The sequence below is a fragment of the Phyllobacterium sp. A18/5-2 genome, assembly GCF_025452215.1.
Taxonomy (GTDB): domain Bacteria; phylum Pseudomonadota; class Alphaproteobacteria; order Rhizobiales; family Rhizobiaceae; genus Phyllobacterium; species Phyllobacterium sophorae.
The window spans coordinates 419,657-437,716 of sequence record NZ_CP104968.1 but is presented as its reverse complement, the minus strand read 5'-3'; the positions used below and the strand labels follow the sequence as shown (position 1 = coordinate 437,716).

General features: G+C 57.4%; 14 protein-coding genes and 5 pseudogenes. 7 read left to right on the top strand and 12 right to left on the bottom strand.

What is annotated here, in order from left to right:
• Positions 1-15: 15 nt before the first annotated feature.
• Positions 16-511: pseudogene (locus tag N8E89_RS28470) on the top strand (IS6 family transposase); the annotation flags it as partial.
• A 170-nt stretch (positions 512-681) separates the two neighbouring features.
• On the opposite strand, the gene N8E89_RS28465 reads toward N8E89_RS28470, so the two are convergent.
• Both N8E89_RS28465 and N8E89_RS28460 read right to left on the bottom strand, forming a co-directional pair.
• Positions 682-2,148 (bottom strand): FAD-dependent monooxygenase, encoded by a 1,467-nt coding sequence (locus N8E89_RS28465; protein WP_262263482.1) that lies wholly within the window; start codon positions 2,146-2,148, stop codon positions 682-684.
• Between the two features lie 450 nt (positions 2,149-2,598).
• On the bottom strand, positions 2,599-3,405 hold the full coding sequence (locus tag N8E89_RS28460) for an alpha/beta fold hydrolase (RefSeq protein WP_262263481.1): 807 nt from the start codon (positions 3,403-3,405) through the stop codon (positions 2,599-2,601).
• Between the two features lie 600 nt (positions 3,406-4,005).
• Here N8E89_RS28460 and N8E89_RS28455 point away from each other — a divergent pair.
• The gene (locus tag N8E89_RS28455) at positions 4,006-4,941 is read left to right on the top strand and encodes a DUF5996 family protein (protein WP_410010489.1); all 936 of its coding nucleotides are present in this window, start codon (positions 4,006-4,008) and stop codon (positions 4,939-4,941) included.
• A 276-nt stretch (positions 4,942-5,217) separates the two neighbouring features.
• On the opposite strand, the gene N8E89_RS28450 is transcribed toward N8E89_RS28455, so the two are convergent.
• Positions 5,218-6,114, bottom strand: coding sequence for a LysR family transcriptional regulator (locus tag N8E89_RS28450; protein ID WP_262263479.1), 897 nt, complete (start codon positions 6,112-6,114; stop codon positions 5,218-5,220).
• A 267-nt stretch (positions 6,115-6,381) separates the two neighbouring features.
• Here N8E89_RS28450 and N8E89_RS28445 point away from each other — a divergent pair, with 267 nt between their 5' ends.
• Both N8E89_RS28445 and N8E89_RS28440 read left to right on the top strand, forming a co-directional pair.
• Positions 6,382-7,116, top strand: coding sequence for an SDR family NAD(P)-dependent oxidoreductase (locus tag N8E89_RS28445; RefSeq protein WP_262263478.1), 735 nt, complete (start codon positions 6,382-6,384; stop codon positions 7,114-7,116).
• 182 nt (positions 7,117-7,298) lie between these two features.
• Positions 7,299-7,898 carry an NADPH-dependent F420 reductase gene (locus tag N8E89_RS28440; protein ID WP_262263477.1) on the top strand — a complete coding sequence of 200 codons (600 nt, stop codon included), beginning with the start codon at positions 7,299-7,301 and terminating at the stop codon, positions 7,896-7,898.
• Between the two features lie 493 nt (positions 7,899-8,391).
• Here N8E89_RS28440 and N8E89_RS28435 read toward each other — a convergent pair.
• From N8E89_RS28435 to N8E89_RS28415, 5 genes and pseudogenes are all read right to left on the bottom strand, one after another.
• A pseudogene (locus tag N8E89_RS28435) lies at positions 8,392-8,733 on the bottom strand (hypothetical protein); the annotation flags it as partial.
• Between the two features lie 192 nt (positions 8,734-8,925).
• A complete protein-coding gene (locus N8E89_RS28430; RefSeq protein WP_262263476.1) occupies positions 8,926-9,702 on the bottom strand; it encodes an ABC transporter permease in 777 nt (258 codons plus the stop codon).
• A gap of 25 nt (positions 9,703-9,727) precedes the next feature.
• Entirely contained in the window at positions 9,728-10,516 is a 789-nt protein-coding gene (locus N8E89_RS28425) for an ABC transporter ATP-binding protein (protein ID WP_410010477.1), read from the bottom strand.
• 10 nt (positions 10,517-10,526) lie between these two features.
• A pseudogene (locus tag N8E89_RS28420) lies at positions 10,527-11,529 on the bottom strand (ABC transporter substrate-binding protein).
• A gap of 47 nt (positions 11,530-11,576) precedes the next feature.
• Entirely contained in the window at positions 11,577-12,659 is a 1,083-nt protein-coding gene (locus tag N8E89_RS28415) for a 4-oxalomesaconate tautomerase (RefSeq protein ID WP_262263475.1), read from the bottom strand.
• 111 nt (positions 12,660-12,770) lie between these two features.
• Here N8E89_RS28415 and N8E89_RS28410 point away from each other — a divergent pair.
• The 3 genes and pseudogenes from N8E89_RS28410 to N8E89_RS28400 all read left to right on the top strand — a co-directional run bounded on the left by N8E89_RS28410 (position 12,771) and on the right by N8E89_RS28400 (position 14,792).
• Positions 12,771-13,671, top strand: a pseudogene (locus N8E89_RS28410) (LysR family transcriptional regulator).
• 398 nt (positions 13,672-14,069) lie between these two features.
• Positions 14,070-14,246 carry a hypothetical protein gene (locus tag N8E89_RS29185; protein WP_315975753.1) on the top strand — a complete coding sequence of 59 codons (177 nt, stop codon included), beginning with the start codon at positions 14,070-14,072 and terminating at the stop codon, positions 14,244-14,246.
• Positions 14,247-14,426: 180 nt separating this feature from the next.
• The gene (locus N8E89_RS28400; RefSeq protein ID WP_262263474.1) at positions 14,427-14,792 is read left to right on the top strand and encodes an HVO_A0114 family putative DNA-binding protein; all 366 of its coding nucleotides are present in this window, start codon (positions 14,427-14,429) and stop codon (positions 14,790-14,792) included.
• Positions 14,793-15,214: 422 nt separating this feature from the next.
• On the opposite strand, the gene N8E89_RS28395 is transcribed toward N8E89_RS28400, so the two are convergent.
• The 4 genes and pseudogenes from N8E89_RS28395 to N8E89_RS28380 all read right to left on the bottom strand — a co-directional run bounded on the left by N8E89_RS28395 (position 15,215) and on the right by N8E89_RS28380 (position 17,912).
• The gene (locus N8E89_RS28395) at positions 15,215-15,574 is read right to left on the bottom strand and encodes a hypothetical protein (protein WP_262263473.1); all 360 of its coding nucleotides are present in this window, start codon (positions 15,572-15,574) and stop codon (positions 15,215-15,217) included.
• Complete coding sequence (locus N8E89_RS28390) at positions 15,565-15,735, bottom strand: hypothetical protein (RefSeq protein WP_262263722.1); 171 nt, start codon at positions 15,733-15,735, stop codon at positions 15,565-15,567. The genes N8E89_RS28395 and N8E89_RS28390 overlap by 10 nt, the downstream gene beginning before the upstream one ends.
• A 450-nt stretch (positions 15,736-16,185) precedes the next feature.
• Positions 16,186-16,491, bottom strand: coding sequence for a hypothetical protein (locus N8E89_RS28385; protein WP_262263472.1), 306 nt, complete (start codon positions 16,489-16,491; stop codon positions 16,186-16,188).
• A gap of 431 nt (positions 16,492-16,922) precedes the next feature.
• A pseudogene (locus tag N8E89_RS28380) lies at positions 16,923-17,912 on the bottom strand (IS5 family transposase).
• Between the last annotated feature and the right edge of the window lie 148 nt (positions 17,913-18,060).

Genomic DNA, 18,060 nt, shown 5'->3' with positions numbered 1-18,060 from the left:
ACGGCTTTTAATCTCATCTGTGCCCGGCGACCCAGCCGGGCGCACCTCGACGAGGTTGCGGTGCGGATCAATGGCAAGCGATGCTGGTTGTGGCGGGCAGTTGATCAAGATGATTATGTTCTAGACGAAATCGCGCAGAACCGCCGCAACACCAAGGCTGCCAGGCGTTTGCTGATGCGACTGCTAAAAAGCAGGGCATGTTGCCGAAACGGATGATCACGGACAAGTTGCGCTCATACGGCGCGGCAAGGCGTCAGATCATTCCAGGCGTTGAACATCGTTCCCACAAGCTTGAACAACCGGGCCGAGAACTCGCACGTACCGTTTCGAAAACGGGAGCACATGCGCCAAGGCTTTCGTTCAATCGGAAGCTTACAGCATTTCGTTTCGATGTCTCCGCCGTCCGCAACCTCTTCGTTCCTGATCACACAAAACCTTCGACCACCCAAATTCGCAATCCCGGCTGCAAGCTTTGGCTCAGTGGAAAGCCGTCAGCGGCCAACTCGCCTGAAACTCTGCGTAAGGCGGTTAACACGCCTGTCGTTCAAACAAAGTGACATCCCCCTTTCAATGCCTTTCAGCAAACGAGGGTGCTGGCGAAAGATAGCCTGGTTGCATGTCTTTTCGAGATGCAACCAGGCGCCCGATTGAAGTGCGGGCGGGTCGTTCGTAACGATTGTCTTACGCCGGGGCGGGCGAGCCGACCCATGTGGTGAGTGCGTCGACAAGCCCGTCTTTGTGCTCAGTGCCCACCCAAGCAACATGTCCGTCAGGTCGTATCATGACAGCGTGGGGGGCACTGACCGGACCAAGGACAGGGAGATCCCACTGTCCATCATATTTGACGTCTAAAAGTTTGACCCGATCTGCCCAAGGTGTGATGTCGAACTCTCCAGGCTTGCCAAAGTTCAACAGCAACGGTCGAGCATCATTGAGAAGAGATAAAACTCGCTGCGGTCCGTCGGTGGTGTCTAGGTCGAGATCGGGCATGCGACGGCCCAGCAACGGGTGTCCCTCCCCGAGGTCATAATGAATGTCCAGACCGGACATCAGCGCGGAGTACCATTTGCGAGGTTCGTCCATTTGCATCGCCTTGGCCATCAATTCGCGCAAGGCATTCGTCTGGTCGTCGCCTCGGTTTAGCGCCGTGAGCGCCAGAGTTTGCTTGAGCAAGGCCGCTCCGACCGGGTGCCGCTCCCCATGATAGGTATCCAGCAGAGCGTCGGGTGAGATGCCCTTGACTACCTGCGACAGTTTCCACCCAAGATTAACGGCATCCTGTAGGCCGATGTTCAAGCCCTGTCCGCCGACTGGGGAATGCACATGGGCCGCATCTCCGGCGAGCAATACGCGTCCCTTCCGGTAGGAGGCTGCCTGTCGTGCCGCATCGGTAAATCGCGAGAGCCAAGTGATATTGTGGACGCCGAAATCCGATCCGTAAGCCGCGATTAGGGCTCCGCGAAGCTGGTCGCCAGTCGGACTAGAGTCCCGTTCGAGACGTTGCTCGGTCACGACGCCGCGGACACGACTTCCGTCGTCCAGCCTGCCAAGGGCATAGAGGCCCCGTTCGCCGTAGCGCATGCCCAATGGCGGTTCATCTATCATGTCGGCCTCGTAAATGAGATAGCTGAGAGAAGGCGCCCATCCCGGGAAGTCGATACCCGCAGTCTTGCGGACAAGACTGCGGCCGCCATCGCATCCGGCAAGGTATCTTGACCTCATTATCCGGCCATCGTCCAACTCGATATCGACGTGAGCGTCACTCTGGACGAAGCCCGTGATCTCGCAGCCGCGATAGACCTGCACCGCCAACTCAGAAATCCAGTCGGCGAGCCCGCGCTCGATCTTGACCTGCCACAGCGCGAGTGTGTAGTTGTGGCGGGTCGGGCGGTCGCTGGCGTCGAGAACGATCCCAGCAAACGGTACGGCGTGGTGCTTTTCTCCTTGCGACACGAACCGGTCGGCGATGCCGCGCTGGTCGAGCACTTCAATCGATCGAGGATGCAGTCCGCTTGCGCGTGAGCCCTCAACTTCCTGGTTAATACGCCGCTCGACTATTGCGACATCGACGCCCGCCAGCGCCAGCTCACCGGCCAGCATTAGGCCGGTCGGTCCTGCTCCCGCTATTACCACCTCATGTTCCGCCATGCTGATGCTCCTTTGGGATCTGGGGATAGCGTGCGATCGCGCAACTATTGGCAATCCACAACCCATAGTTTCGCGACAAAGAACGCCATCGTCTTGTAAGATTCCGATTCGGGCAATTTTTTAGGCGATGACCCCGGCCTTGAAGCAAGACCCTTGTTCACTATGTAGGCTACGCGCCATCGTCCAGCGTGGACAAGAGCCGCTGCAGATGCCGAGGGCCGTTCTAAGGGACAACCGGCTATCTGAGCCGCAGCGCATCGCGCCGCGGCTCGACCTGGACAGGTTTTGAACTGTTCTCAATGGGATAGATGGATGATAGCAGGTAATCTCTGCATCTTAGGCATCCAGACGGCCGGTGTTGTCCCTTCTCTGCCCCTACTGCGGAGCAATCCTACAGCAAGCCGTAACCCGAAAGCTGACTTGCGAGCCGCCGACCAGCTTCATCTTCCTTCAAGAAAGAACCTTGCCGAGGAAAGCACGCATCACGCCGTTGAATTGCTCTGGCCTTTGCAGGGGTGCGAAGTGGCTCACGCCGGACAGGATGATCAATTCCGCTGCCGGAATGCTCCGCGCGAGATATTCGGCATGTTCGGGCTTGATGAACTCGTCGTGCTCGCTTTGCACGATCGCAACGGGCACATGGATATGGGTCAAGTCGCCTGCAGAATAGTTAGGTTCGCTCTTCATCATCTGGCCGACCGCTTCGACAAATACATTGAATTGGTCCGGCGTGGCCGATAGGTCGGCATAGTCCTTGGCGTGCCGTCTGAAACACCGGTCCACGATCGGAGTGGGCTCGAATTCCTTTGTGCCGCTGGGGTCCATGTTGCAGCCAAAGAAGAATACACCGGCAACCCGCTCGGGTGCTTTCACTGCGAGGATTAAAGCGATGCACGCGCCGTCGCTCCAGCCCACAACGGCCGTCTTTTCCAACTGCAGCGCGTCCATCACGGCGAGCACGTCGGATGCCATCAACTCATATGTAAAAGGCCGCTGATCGCGCGTGCTGCGGCCGTGGCCGCGGCTATCAATGAGCACGGCGCGATAGCCGGAGCTGACCAGCGTTGCAACTTGATAGCCCCAATTACCGCTATGGCCGAGGCCACCATGCAGCAGGATCACGGGAGAGCCGGACCCGTATGTCGCGTACCAAATTCGAGCGCCGTCGTGATCCACGAAGCCCTGATCGCTCGTAACGGGCAGAGGCGCAGCGCCATGCGCCTCGAAATTTTTAAGGTCGTCGTCGTGTGATTCCATGCTGATGTGACTCCAAACCAGAAAGGCCTGCAACCTGCCGCTGACATAGATCAAACCAACCGCTGACAAGACCTGTGCCCTAAGCGACATAACACCGAGCGACTAACTGGATCAATGTCCGCTTCTGTGCGCGCTTGCGTCATTCGTGTGTCTGCGGGAATGACGCATTGCCCGGTTCTCGCTTGAGCCTTCTATAGCTGTTCCAGTCTGGGCCGAAATCTGCCGGTCCGCTTTCGAAATACATTTGGCTGAAGCGGACATTCGGCAAACGACCCAATGTCAGTCGCTGACTGGCTCCTTGCCGGTTCCCTAAAGCTGGGCCTTCATTCCGGCGGCCCCGTCCCTGGTGAAATACGGCGGCAAGCAGAAAGATGCGACGTCGAAGTGGGGATCGTACAGCTACGTCTCGGAAGGCGACATTCGTGCAGCGGCAGGCCGGGCCCACTACGTTGCCCCGAGAGGTCGTCTCCCCTTGCCCCCCACGCCGTCGCCGCCAGCAAGAAGCTTCCTCTTTGCTAGCATCTATGGTGATATGAATACGGGCGGTAATGAGATTCTATTCAAGCTCCATCGAGTTAGGTTGGCTCAATGAATGAACGTATCCAGGAAAGGTGGCCGGATATACCGTACCGTCCTTGGCGCAGTACGTGTTCCGCGCTGCATCTTTATATTCAGATCATAGGGAAATATCGGCTCGCCCGCTCACCGTGGGTGAACCATTCCTGGCATGCGACCCTTTACACTGACGCTCGCGGTTTCACGACCGGCCTAGTGCCAGATGGACCGGGCGGGATCGAATTGAGCCTCGATCTGATCAACCATGAGGTGGTCGGACGAGCAACCGATGGACGCATTGCCCGGTTCTCGCTTGAGCCGATGTCGGTCGCCTTCTTTCATGGGCGCGTGTTGGATCTCATTCGTACTCTCGGTGGGACGCCGGAGTTCCATGGCAGGCCGAACGAGATTCCGGAGGCTATTCCGTTTGCCGAAGACAGGATGGAACGCCCCTACGATGCCAATGCTGTGACACGGTTCTTCAGGGCGTGTGTGGCAGTGACGAACGTGCTCCAGATCTTCCGTACGGCGTATCTCGGCAAGGTGAGCCCGGTGCATCTCTTCTGGGGAAGTTTTGACATTGCCGTGACACGCTTCTCCGGTCGACACGCGCCCTCACATCCAGGTGGTATTCCGGCCCTGCCTGACGAGATCACCCGCGAGGCCTACAGCCACGAAGTCTCGTCAGCTGGCTTCTGGCCAGGTGGGGGTGCAATCGACTTTCCCGCATTCTATTCCTATGCATACCCGATGCCGACCGGTTTTGCAGCTACTAGAATTTCTCCTGAAGCCGCATATTACGATGAAAACCTCGGAGAATTTCTGCTGCCCTATGATGCGGTCCGGCTTGCCAACAATCCAGAAGACATGCTCATGACCTTTTTGGAAAGCACGTATCGCGCCGCTGCTGAACTTGGTGATTGGGACAGGGCTGCGCTCGAGTGCAAGGTTGGGAAACCTCGACAACCTCGGCCCATGTGAGACACACAGGATTCGACTGAACTGACGACTTTTCCCGACCACTAGATTGTAGTCGTTCCGGGCGAACTTGGGGCCGGTACCGGAACGACGACTTTCGGGAGCGACTTGGGATAAAGCCGCCAGTGTAGAGGCCCCTTCGGCGGGATGGATGTCTCCGAACCTCGTGAAGGTCCGGATCGCGGAAGGCGGGCGGCGCTATCGACCCAAGTCGCTCGCTGGGGATGTCCGCTTCCAGGCACTTGTCACTGCAAGCGTCGCCCGGCGCCCTGCTGCGCATCAGTCGCGCGAGACAGACAGCCCCGCGAGAAGCGGCGCGTACGCGGCGAGCCTGCGGGATACGAACTCAGTGAAGAGCCGCACGCGCTTCGTCTTGCGTGTCTCCCCCTGCGTGAGAAGCCAGAGCGTTCCATACACGTGCAGGTCGGTGCCCGGCACCCTCACCAGTAGCGGGTCGGCATCTCCGACGAAGCACGGCAATGTCGTCATCCCGAGCCCTCGCCGTACTGCAACGATCTGCGCCTCGCCGTCCGTGGTCCTGAACGGAACCCCCGTGGTACGAACCTCACCCTCGCTGGCCCAATCCGGAATTCCATGAATGCTTATGACGATCCACCGGATGGGATCAGGCGCACCCGCACGCCACCCGGCTAGTCGATCGCGAGACATGTAGACGCCGCCGAACAGCTCCGGTCCCTTCAGGCCGTGAAGATTGAGCGGCAGGGTTTTGCGGTCGTAGACGACGCGGATGGCGACATCGGCCTCTCTGTTGGTCAGATTTGCCAACTCGCCGGACGACAAGATTTCCATCTCGATGTCCGGATGCAGACGCGCAAACTCAGCGAAGTCGGGCATGAGCAGGTGTGTCGCAAGGGTCGGTGCCAACGTCACCCGCAGAAGCCCGCGCACGCTCTGGTCGCGACCGAAGACGCGCGTCTCCAGTTGGTGCGACGACGCTTCCATCTGGTTCGCGAACTCGAGGACCTCCTCGCCCGCAGCCGTCAGGCGGTAGCCCGAGGGCAGCTTCTCGAACATCTGTGCCCCCAGCCGCTCCTCCAGTTGGGCAATGCGCCGCAGCACTGTGGTGTGGTTCACCCCGAGGCCCTCGGCGGCGGCTCGGACCGAGCCCCCGCGCGCGACGGCAAGAAAGTAGCGAACGTCATCCCAGTCAATCATGGTGCAATCCCGCACCGTGCGGTGCGCCTTCCAAAGCCCGTATCTAACACATCGAATAGCAGTACGGGCGGTCATTATAGCCCATGTCGACGAGCGCGGCCCAATTCCGAACGGCGGACACCGATCGTCACGGCTGGCGTCAGTTGTCCAGCCGGATCGATTTCGCACCACCGATGTGCGCGCTTCCGCACTCAACATTTGACGCCGGTGGACCCATTTCGAGGTTCTCGGAGGCAGACGCTGTCCGACACGACGAAAGGAGAAGTCATGGGAAAGCTTGAGGGTAAGGTTGCAGTCATCACGGGCGGATCGAGCGGCATGGCGCTGGCGAGCGCCAAGCGCTTCGTTGAAGAAGGCGCCTATGTTTTCATCACGGGCCGGAGACAGGACGCGCTGGACGAGGCCGTCCAGCTGATCGGCCGGAACGTGACTGGCGTGCGCGGCGACGCGGCCAATCTCGACGACCTCGACCGCCTGTTCGATACAGTCAAGCGCGAAAAGGGCAAGATCGACGTCCTATACGCGAGCGCTGGCACGGGCGAAGCCGTCCCACTGGGCGAGATTACCGAGCAACACTTCGATGCGGCCTTCAACCTGAATGCGCGCGGCACACTGTTTACGGTTCAGAAGGCGTTGCCGCTGTTCAACGATGGCGGATCGATCTTCATGACCGGGTCAGTTGCTTCGGTGAAAGGTTTTCCTGGTTACAGCGTTTATGCGGCGAGCAAGGCGACGTTGCACGCATTCGCACGCGGTTGGCTCAATGAGCTGAAGGGCAGGAATATCCGGGTGAACGTGCTGCACCCGGGGCCGATCGCAACACCGATGCAGGACCAAGTCCTCACCGAGGAGGCGAAGCAGATGTTCGAATCCCTGATCCCGCGGGGAAAGATGGGTCGTCCTGAGGAAATTGCAGCGGCTGCGCTGTTTCTTGCTTCAGACGATTCGAGCTTCGTGAATGGGGTGGAATTGTCTGTCGACGGCGGCTTCTCGGCCATCTGAAATCGAGCCGGATCGCGGGAAGCGGCTGATCGGCGGGAACTAGCAGCGCTGAACGGTCGGGCCGGCCGCGCGGAAGTCGTTCACGGCGGGACGTCTACGCAAAGATCGCCACACAGCAGAACGGATAACCCAGCGCCGTTGAAGGCCGGGGAATCAATACCAACACGGATCGGAGAAGCATTATGAGCTACGCGATTGTAGGATTCGGTAAGATAGGCCAGGCCCTCGCCCACGCCTTCGCCCGTAAAAACATCGACGTGACCGTCGCGAGCCGCCGGCCGCCCGAGGCGTTGGCGCCGCAGGCTCGGGCGATTGGACCCACGGTCGTCGCCAAGTCGCTGCGGGATGCACTCGAGGCCGACACAATCATCTTGGCAATCCCGTTCTGGGAGCACCGCGAGGTTGCGAAGGCTCTGCCGAGCTGGGAAGGCAAGACAGTCATCGACGCGGCGAACGTGTTTCCAGTCCCTGAAGAGCTGGACGGTCTCCCGTCCTCCGCCGTCATCGCGAAGGCATTCACCGGCGCCAAGCTCGTCAAAGGTTTCAATCACCTGATTGCGGCCACCCTGGCCGCCGATCCGATCGTCGAGGGCGGCCACCGGGTCGTCTTTCTTTCGAGCGACGACGAGGACGCGACCGCTCCCGTGGCGGCCTTGGCCAAACAACTCGGGTTCGCGCCCGTCAAGCTGGGAAAGCTCAACGAGGGTGGCGCGCTGGTGCATGCACGCGGCAGTATTTGGGGCCAGCTGATCTTCCAGGACCTGTTCAAGAAGGCGCAGTAACGGATTTACTGTCCACTGTCAGAGGTGCTGCTTGCCCGGACCCGTCCATGAGAGTCCACGCCATAATCCGAGGTCCGGAAGCGGCGAGGGCTTCGACGTCCCTTTCCACCCCAAGCAAATTTCAGGAGGTCGGCTTACCAGACAGCGGCCGTGGCGGCGCCATCTCCTGATCAGGTTTTTGCACAGCCTGTCCCGCAGCGCCCCTATAGAGACGGAAGGTGTAGGAGGGTTTTCCGTGACGGACGGGGCAGTGTTCGAACGCGTGCGCCGAAAAATAGTCGGCTGAACTTCGGCGGCATAACTATGTCTGCTTTTGGAAGGCGGTCGACGCAGCTCGAACGGCGCCATTGAAGGCGCACACTGGCCGAGGTTGGCGCCGTCGTTAGGCCGAGACAGTCAAGTGCAAGTGCGCCTCCGTTGTCTTTTCGACCTCGCGAAATGGGCGGCGACGGCGCCTGCGAGTTCGCCAAGATGGCGCGCATTAAAGACCCCCTCAATCTGCCTGCATGTAATCCGCCACGCTGTAGCAATGGCTCGCCTGATAGGCGTTCCGCCCCCGGTTCATGTGCGTCAGGTTGAACGTCCGAATGGCGCGCACCACGCGGCGGCTCGTGAGGAATTTGCGGATCGAGACAGAGCCTAGCACATTGATGCCAAAAATGTCCGCACCACGCGGGAAGAAATAACCGACGTGCTCTGGCGTCGCAACGCTTTGCTCGAGAAAGGGTTCGTCCACTCGGCTCGGCGTGGCTGAACGATCCGTAGTGAAATCCGAAAGATGCACGATGAATCTGGCGCGGGACTGGCGCGGCGATGAGATCAGGTTCATCCATGACTACAGGTATGTGCGCTACGTTATGGCAGGCGCTGAGCTAACGTTTGCGCCCGAGGCATTGGATATCGGTGGGAGTGGCGCAAAGTGCTATCATCGGTATTTTCAAAGGAACGGTTGTTGCCTGAATATAAATTTGTACAGGTGGCCGCTTCATGTGGCGGCCACCGTTTAAAGCTGCATCAACTATTCCAACTAAGCTGCCCGTTCCTCCGAGGCATTGGGCCGCCATTTGATGAGGCGATTTTCTACCACATCCAGTATTCGGTCGATCACGAGAACGAACACTGCCAGGATGATGATACCGGCGAAGACGCCGACTGCATCGAAATTGCCTTCTGCCTGGGCGATCAGGTAGCCAAGGCCCGCCGACGCGCCAAGATATTCGCCGATAATCGCACCGACCACTGCAAAGCCGACAGAGGTGCGCAAAGAAGAAAGAATCCAGCTTGCCGCTGCAGGGAAATAGACGTGGCGTAGAAGCTCGGACCGCTTGGCGCCAAGAATACGGGCGTTTGCCAGCACCACCGGATTGACTTCACGCACACCCTGCATCGCGTTGAAGAATGTAATGAAGAAAACGAGCGTCACAGCGAGCGCAACTTTCGACCACAGGCCAAGACCGAGCCAAAGCACGAAGATCGGAGCAAGCACGACGCGCGGGATGGCGTTCAAGCCCTTGATAAAGGGGTCAAGAATGCGAGCGGCACTACGGCTAAGACCAAGCCAGACGCCAGCAGCGACACCCAGACCCGTTCCGATAACATAGCCCAGAACGGTTTCCGTCAGCGTGATCGTCACATGACGATAGAAATTGGGATCAAGGACCCAACTGATGATCTGGTTGAAGATGTCCATAGGCGCAGGGAAAAAGAAAACATCGATGATGCCAATGGAAACCCCGAGCTGCCATCCGCCAAGGATGACAACAAGCAAACCCAGTTGGATAAATCGTTCAGTCGCGACGTTCATAACTTTTCTCCACTTCGCCGCGCAGCTACGCCCAGATATTGCGGTATAGATCCATGAAACGCGGATCCAGTTTGATTTCGGCGACGTCGCGGGGACGCTCTAGTTCGACAGGGAAGCTGTTGATAACCCGGCTGCGTGGTCCGGCAGCCAACACAGTCACCCGGTCGCCGAGGGCAATCGCTTCCTCCAGATCATGCGTAATCATGACCACGGCCCTGCGTTCCTCCTGCCACAAGCGCAAAAGCTCGTTCTGCATCAGATGGCGAGTATGGATATCGAGCGCCGAAAACGGTTCATCCATCAAAATGACCTTTGGACCGCTGATCAATGCCTGGGCCATCTGGACACGCTTTCGCTGACCGCCCGAAAGCTGATGGGGGTATCGCTGCTCGAATCCCTTGAGACCCACTTTGGCGAGCCACGCCATCGATCGTTCACGACGTTCCAATGTGCTTACGCCCCGAAACAGCAGGCCGAGTTCAACATTCTCGATAGCCGTTTTCCACGGCAACAGCGCATCCTGTTGGAATAAGTAACCGATATCATTCTGAATACCAGAGACGCGATTGCCATCGATCAAGACGCTGCCGCTGGTCGGTTTGAGAAGCCCGGCAATTGCGTTCAGTATCGTACTCTTGCCGCATCCCGTCGGCCCGACAATGGCAAGGAATTCTCCATCCGCCACCGTCAGATTGACGTCCTCTACCGCAACAAAAGTTCCGAAGGACATCGTCACGGAGTCGATGGAAACCATCGCCTTCTTTTGTTGCGGGGCGGTTTCCTCCACCACCGAATTTACCACTGCCAGGGCCATAGCCTCCTCCTCAGTTCGTGCTCTTGCGCGGCGCTTTGTCGACGAAAGCGTTGGTGTATGTTTTCTTCAGATCGATTTCCGTTGCGGCAACCTTGTCGTTGAAACTCCTCAGAACAGCGAGCGGGGTTTGAACCTCGGCTTCATTGAAGCGCCCATCCAGGGAGAAGATCGGCTTGGCATTCGCGACAGCCTTCACGTAAGTTTCGCGGTCACCGGAAATGAAGGCTTCGGGTAGTTTTTGAACAATCTCCTCAGGTGAGCTGCTGTTCATCCATTCCAGTGCCTCAACTGTCGCGTTGACGACCTTCTGAATCGTTTCCGGATTCTGCATCAATATAGGCTTGCGTGGCATAGAGAACGGAGGTCGGATATATGCCGCCGTAAATCTCCTTGGCACCCGCATCGCTGCGCGCATCAATCAGGATTTTGCCTACACCCTTAGCCTCGATGAATGTGGCGGCGGGATCATAATTGACCAGCAGATCAACCTTTCCCTGCTCGAGAGCGGCGACCGCAGCCGAACCGGAGCCGACGCCGATTAGCGAAACATCATCCGCAGAAAGCTTGTGGCGCTGCAAATAATAGCGAACGAAGAAATCCGATGAGGAGCCCGGGGCAGTAATGCCGATTTTCGCACCCTTGATGGTCTCAGGCTTTGCCGGGTCAAATGTCGAGTTCTTGCCGCCTGCAAGCACAAGACCGGAATTGCGCGCTAGTAACACAATACCTACGACGTCCTTCCTTTGTGCCTGCATCTGGATCGTATGATCGTAGAAGCCGACGGCTATGTCTGTGGAGCCTGCCACAAGCGCCTGCAAGGTCTTGGATCCGCCCGAGGCGAAATTCTCAACGGTGACTTCGAGCCCTTCCTTTTCATAGAGACCAAGGCCCGATGCTACTGGGAACGGCAAATTGTTTAGATTGTAAGAGCCGACGCTGATTCTGACGGGATCCGCAAAGGCCGATCCGGCCAATACAACAGTAGCCGCGAGAGCGAGCATAAGTTTACGCATGGAATTTCCTCCCTGATGTGCGGCGCCCTCCCGGCAACCGCTTTTGATTATGCCGCGCAAACTATTTGCGCGATAGGTTTTGCAAAGACCTGGCCCTCGAACAGACGGCGGGCTGTACGCAGTATGCCTGCGCATGTCTTGCCGTCTCGGGAGTCCAACTTTACCTCCAAGCGTCCGCTTGGATGTTCGAGAACGAGAACGACTAGGGGCTTGCGTCCGCCAATCAGTCTGGACGCAACGGTGTTGTCACTGATGCAGGCCGTAGCAATACCGACGGCCCCTGTCGTGGCGAGAGAGGGATGGCACTGATGCGGCATGAAATAGCGCACATTCAGATCACCGCCGGCTTTTGGCTTCGAGATCAGTACCGGTTTCGGGGCAACCTGTGTGGTTACGTCGCCCATACCCATACGCTGGCCCGCCTGCAGCCTCAATTTTTCCAGCCGCTCGAGGAGAGCACTGTTTGCATTGAGCTCCGTCGCCGTTTCATAACCGCTTGCCCCGATGGCCCCGGCCTCAAGGATCATCATTGGCATGGCGCAATCGATACAGGTCACCTCTATGCCGTCGATCGTCTCGCGAGGCTGTCCAGTGGGGAAGAGCCTGCCAGTGCGAGCACCGGCGGCATCCATGAATGTCAAGGCGATCGGCGCGGCGTGACCGGGGACGCCGTCAATCGAGGCATCGCCAAGATAGGCGACTTGGCCCTCTGGCGTTGGAACCTCCGCCTCGATAAGCTTGCCCGTATTCACATTGTATATCCGCACCCGCGTCACCGGTCCCGTTACCTTGACGAGACCGGCTTCGATAGCGAAGGGACCGACAGCGGCGAGCATGTTGCCGCAATTGGGCGATGTGTCGACCATTTGCTGATCGATGCGCACCTGGGCAAAGAGATAATCGACATCCGCCCCCAATACAGTCGCCGGTCCAACAATGGCAACTTTGCTCGTGACGGGATTGCCACCGCCGATGCCGTCGATTTGTAGCGGATGACCGGAACCCATTATGGATAACAGAATCTGGTTGCGCTGGCGCGGATCTGAAGGGAGGTCCGACGCCAGGAAAAACGGGCCTTTGGACGTACCACCTCTCATCAAGACACAGGGTATACGAATGAGGTCATTCATGATTTGCCGCTCTTTTATTCATGCGCCTGACAGATCAATCTGTCGATTTCTTGCACTTTGCGGTAAAGTGATTGATATGTGAAATGCGAAGATTCGGAGGATTGATGTGTTATGAACATTAATTGTGAGATACTTGATCTCCGAGCCTTTTTGAGTGTCGTGGAACTTGTGAGCTTTCATCGGGCTGCCGAGGCCCTTAACCTCTCTCAGCCCGCCCTCAGTCGGCGCATTCAGAAGCTGGAAATGGCTATCGGCGTTCCGTTGCTGGAGCGGACGACACGGCACGTCTCTTTGACGGCTTTGGGGACGGAATTGCTCCCCCTCGTTCGCCGCATGCTCGAGGAATTCGATGGTTCGCTGTTTGCCGTTCGCGAAGTCGGCGTCAATCGGGGCGGTCTGGTCACGATTGCCTGTCTTCCCACTGCTGCGTTTTATTTCCTTCCGACTGTCATTCGGCAGTTCAATGCAGAACATCCCAATATTCGTTTCCGTATCCTTGATTTGCCTGCGACCGACGGCCTGCAGGCCGTTGCGCGGGGTGAGGTGGAGTTCGGCATCAACATCATGGGTACTTCCGATCCGGATCTGACGTTCGACCGTCTTATTGAAGACCCGTTCGTTCTCGCGGCGCGGAAGGGATCATCCGCTTGCGGAGAAAGCGGAAGTGGGGTGGGCCGACCTGGAACCTTACCCTCTGATCACGGTTCACCGGTCAAGCGCGAACCGCACACTTCTCGATGCGGCCTTGGCGAAGTCGAATATCAAGCTTCGATGGTTCTATGAAGTAACGCACCTTTCGACGTCACTTGGTCTTGTCGAAGCCGGGCTTGGCATATCAGTGCTGCCGCAGATGGCTACGCCCCAAGGGGAACATGCTTTTCTCATTAGCCGCCCGATACGGAATCCGGCAATTTCAAGAACAATAGGCGTGGTGAGGCGTCGCGGAGGGACCTTGTCGCCGGCTGCAGAGCGATTCCTCAATATGCTAATTGGTACCTGGTCCGAAAGGTAAGTTCGAGTCTGGTAAGGTATGTGTGAATTGGCATCGAATGCTGACCCCTCGAGCCGACTGCCATTTTGGTATGTCGGAAGCAAATGTAGACATTCTACAATTGGTTCAGTACCGCCATCGGGTAGAGGTCGTACCCGTATTGCTTGGCACTTCCTTTTTTCGTGGACCGCTCGGACGGGACAGTTCGAGGCCTGCAGGGCCCTAGCGGGGCCAATGTGTGTAAAGCCAGCGCTACATTGGACTTCCGCAGTATGTGACGGCTGGCAAGCCGTTACAAACTGCGGAAGCGGTGGGCCTCCAAGATCTACCTTCTTGCATGATCCATTCATAATGGCTCCTATGGAATGCCATTGGATATTGAACTTGCGGCAGTTATCACTAAATGATAACAGGGTGGCATGAGTGCGCGTGACACGAGTCTTGATATCCTGCTCGATCTGGACGGCCAAACAATGTTTGTCGGCAAGACGTATTGGGTCGAGTTCGCCGTCAAAGCGGTCACGGTCACGCCGCAACGGCCGCACGGGTTGCGCTATTCATTGACGTTACACGGACCCGGTGGGAGCGGCTGGTAGGCTTTGACAATGCTCACGCGATCTCAGCGGTGAGTGGGCCAAGCCGCAAGTCGACGCAAAAGTACGACCATAAGCACCGATTTCGGACATTGAGGCCGTATGAGTACAGTGAGCTGCCACATTGCTGGAAGACTTCTGGAGCGAAGTCGATGGCGTTTTGAAAGAGGTAGGACTGATCAAATGACGAAGACGCTTCATGTTGGTATCGCAAGCTATGAGACGATGAAGAGCCGAACCATGGCGATGGCTCGAGGGCAACTTAAGCCGAAAAAAGACGATCCCAAAGTCTGGTTCACGTCCATCGAAAGTTTCGCAAAGGTTTTATCCGATCGAAATCGGGCTCTCCTCGAGATGATCGTCAAAGAAAAGCCAGCATCGATTGCGGAGTTGGAAACGATGTCGGGACGAGCAAAATCAAATCTTAGCCGAACGTTACGAACGATGCAGCGATATGGTTTGGTTGAGTTGGAAAAGGGAGAGGGCGGCAAGCTTATCCCCCACGTCACTTACGACCGTATTGCATTGGAGATGCCTGCATACTCCTGATGTCGCGAACATCATAGCGTCTCCGATGTTCGACAGGACCGTTTGAATGCGCATTTCGTTCCATTTCGACAGCGTCAAAGAAGAGGTCGTCGGTTCGGATCACGTTGAATATTTGCGTACGAGCGACCCCGGTGGCTTGAACGAACTTCCCGGGATCAAACGCGCTCTAATGCAATTTTGTGGATTGTAGAACTTCAGGCACCAATCCAAATCGGCAAAAATCCGCTATTTATCGGCATTTTCCAAGGAACGTTTACCAGTAGGTATCAATTTGAACAAACATCGAAAATTGTTGGTCGCGAGTTCGATACCGTTCAAGAGCTTCAACTCGCGGCCCTCATCGGAAGCAGCGCTCGAAATCATGGGGCGGCGGTTTGAATCCCCTCAAGTTCATCGAAATCTCCACACTTCCCTGGGTGGCATCAGTTCTTAGCGTCTCTTTGGAGAGAAAGCGCAGCGCCCACCATGATCGGCGTAGCGCCGATGAAGGGGCCCGCCGGGACAGAACCGGTCCTGTCAGTGATCATTCCGATTGCGAGTGGGCCGAGGATTTGCCGATGGCGGCCGTCTGATGATGTGACGACATTGCGTATGACGAAGTCGGCCGTTGGGGCCACCACGGCAAGGAAGACGGCACCGATGCCGGAAACGACATCGGCAGCGGGGGCAGCCACGCCGAGCGCGTTGTTGCCAATCAGGATCGCGAAGGCGTGGGCATGCCGGCTGCCGTCGCCGATATAGTCGACGAAGAGCGGCATCTGGTCTGTGGATGCTACTGCCAAGTTTGTCGCATGTGCTCCCGAAACACAAATCTAAGGTCTCGAAAACTCGCAAAGCCCAGAGCGTGGACAGCCTTGTTCACTGTGGTTGGAGAGACCGAAGATGCGCGCGCCACCGAGTTCACCGTTCCGAAGGCGACGAGCCGAGGATCGGCGATGACGATCCTGAGAACCCGTTCGCCATTTTTGGAAAAGACGTCCCTTCTCGAGACAATCCTTTGTTTAATCTCCGGAAGATTTTTCGGGGGCGGCTGTTCGATTTGGGGCTGCTCAACACGCCGAAATTGGGCTCTGATCCGCTCTCAGTCCAGAAGGTCGATCCCCTCAAACTCACCGGCACATTTGGTCCAGGATACGCACTCAAAGCCATCATCATCGAAGCCACCGACGAACCTCTTAGCGAGAATTTGGGTCAGCATCTGCCGTGGTTCGACGAGTTATGGAGCGACCCCAAGAAGCGGCAGTGTGCCTTGGACGGGAACTGCGTTTCCTACTCAGTCCACCCATTCATGATCGGCGGCGGTCACCTCAAAAGAGAGAAATAGGATCCACTTGGACGCGGCCTGAACGCCTCGCTGCGGCCTGGCCGTTGACACGATGAAGAAGTCTTAGCTCTACGCTTTCCCGACCGGATCGTGTGACTCACTCGAAACAGAACGCTCAAAGTGCATCCGTCGCCGCCGCGTTTCGCGGGCTTCTTCTTCTTTCATAAAGATAATCGCTGCGATGGGAAGCGTGATCATCGCAACCACTGCAGTCGTTCCGACGGGAAAGAGCGATCCGACGATCCACCACATAATCGGGGCGACAATGACGGGGATCGCTATCGAGTATTCGAAGTGCCAGCGATAGAAATAGTCAGCGAAAATGGCATATATCAGCATGTTCGCGACAAGCAGCGGTAGCGTATGTATCGCCATCGTCAGGAATCAAAATCAGCACGAACGGACCCGCTTGAGGCAAAAGTACAATGGACAGTACGCACAGAAAAACCACGTATGCCTTGAACAAGGACAAATTCATCATAAGCCTGATAGGAGATTCCGATTCCATTTATTAAATCCGCCCCCCTGCGATAATCAGAGCATCATGCACTCTGCCATAAACACTGCATATTCTAGAACAAACACAACGAGCTAACATAGTTAATTGGTTAAGGTTTGGTATCTACGTATCAAGCAGTATTTCAGGGTGAGGCAACAACTATGCCAATGTAATCGCCGAGCCTGGCGGAACGTGGCGCAGGTATCCCAGCTTGAACTCGCTAGGAACGATGCGCGGCGGATGTTGACAGCGCCGTGTGTTCCGCGTCTCGTCAGGCCGCCGCGGCGGGAGGGCTGGAAGCTGCCGTCTATCCGATGGTTGACATGCAACGGACGGATTTCGGGCGTGCACATGCCACATGCGATTGAGGACGATGCAGCCGATGGCGACCTCGGCCTGTTGCGCCCCGAAGGATCGCGCCCGCAGGCGACGACCGATGATCGATTTGTATCTGCCGATCGCGGTCTCGACCAGCGAACGCTTGCCGTAGCCGGTGGTGGCTTGCCACTTCATCCGGCCATCCGTGTTGATCATCACGATATGACGGTTCGTTGACTGGAGGGCTCGGTGTCCGATCCTTCCACCGCATTGGCGCGCGACGAAATGACGATGACCGCATCGGCGCTATGGTTGCTGACGGCATCGTAGGTCGTTTGCCGTCATAGGCACCATCGGCGGTGAATTGCCCAACAGGGACGTCGACCTGGTTGAGTAGCGGCTGCACCTGCGAGGCATCACCGGTATCCCGCTCCGTCATGACGTGGGCTATGATCTCGCCGCTGTCGGCATCCAGTGCCAGACGCAGTTTGCGCCAGTTTCGCCGCGATCTGACACCGTGCTTTTCCGCCAGCCACTGGCCGGCGCCGTAGATCTCAGGCCCGGTGCTGTCGATGAGGACATGCGCAGGTCCTTCTGCTGAAAGGGAGCGGCATTGCCGTCTGCTAGACGAACGCCCTGTGCGTGCCCGTCGGCTCAGCGTCGTGTGATCGGGTACGGCGAGATGATCCAACCCCATCAGTTCCAGCACCGATGTCAGCAGACCTTCCGCCTGACGGAGCCGCAGGCCGAACACTAGGCCCAGCGTCAGAGCGGTCTCGATCGCCAGATCGGAGTAACGCGGCTGACCCCCGCGGGTCGTGCGCTTTGGCGCTTGCCACTGCGACAAAGCTTCCGCGGTCATCCACCGCGTCAGGCTGCCGCGTCGGCGAAGGCCGGCCTCATACTCACGCCAGATCGTCACCTTGAATTTCATTTTCCCGATGCGATGGCGGCGGGCGGCATTGTGTTTGAAAGGCATGGTGGTGACAGAGGGCTATTTCGATTGCCGCTCGATTACTCCAGGACCGCTAAACGATCCGTGCACCAATGCCTTATCCGAAAAGATGAAGTGCTAACCGTGGATTTCCGGCGTATTTTCTCTAAGATGCTTCGTTGAGACTTGAGCG

Excerpts from the sequence above, each read along its gene's own strand:
- N8E89_RS28445 (WP_262263478.1), top strand. The coding sequence starts at position 6,382 with ATGGGAAAGCTTGAGGGTAAGGTTGCAGTCATCACGGGCGGATCGAGC.
- N8E89_RS29185 (WP_315975753.1), top strand. The coding sequence starts at position 14,070 with ATGAGTGCGCGTGACACGAGTCTTGATATCCTGCTCGATCTGGACGGC.
- N8E89_RS28400 (WP_262263474.1), top strand. The coding sequence starts at position 14,427 with ATGACGAAGACGCTTCATGTTGGTATCGCAAGCTATGAGACGATGAAG.
- N8E89_RS28465 (WP_262263482.1), bottom strand. The coding sequence starts at position 2,148 with ATGGCGGAACATGAGGTGGTAATAGCGGGAGCAGGACCGACCGGCCTA.
- N8E89_RS28430 (WP_262263476.1), bottom strand. The coding sequence starts at position 9,702 with ATGAACGTCGCGACTGAACGATTTATCCAACTGGGTTTGCTTGTTGTC.
- N8E89_RS28440 (WP_262263477.1), top strand. The coding sequence starts at position 7,299 with ATGAGCTACGCGATTGTAGGATTCGGTAAGATAGGCCAGGCCCTCGCC.
- N8E89_RS28425 (WP_410010477.1), bottom strand. The coding sequence starts at position 10,516 with ATGGCCCTGGCAGTGGTAAATTCGGTGGTGGAGGAAACCGCCCCGCAA.
- N8E89_RS28450 (WP_262263479.1), bottom strand. The coding sequence starts at position 6,114 with ATGATTGACTGGGATGACGTTCGCTACTTTCTTGCCGTCGCGCGCGGG.
- N8E89_RS28415 (WP_262263475.1), bottom strand. The coding sequence starts at position 12,659 with ATGAATGACCTCATTCGTATACCCTGTGTCTTGATGAGAGGTGGTACG.
- N8E89_RS28385 (WP_262263472.1), bottom strand. The coding sequence starts at position 16,491 with ATGGCGATACATACGCTACCGCTGCTTGTCGCGAACATGCTGATATAT.
- N8E89_RS28460 (WP_262263481.1), bottom strand. The coding sequence starts at position 3,405 with ATGGAATCACACGACGACGACCTTAAAAATTTCGAGGCGCATGGCGCT.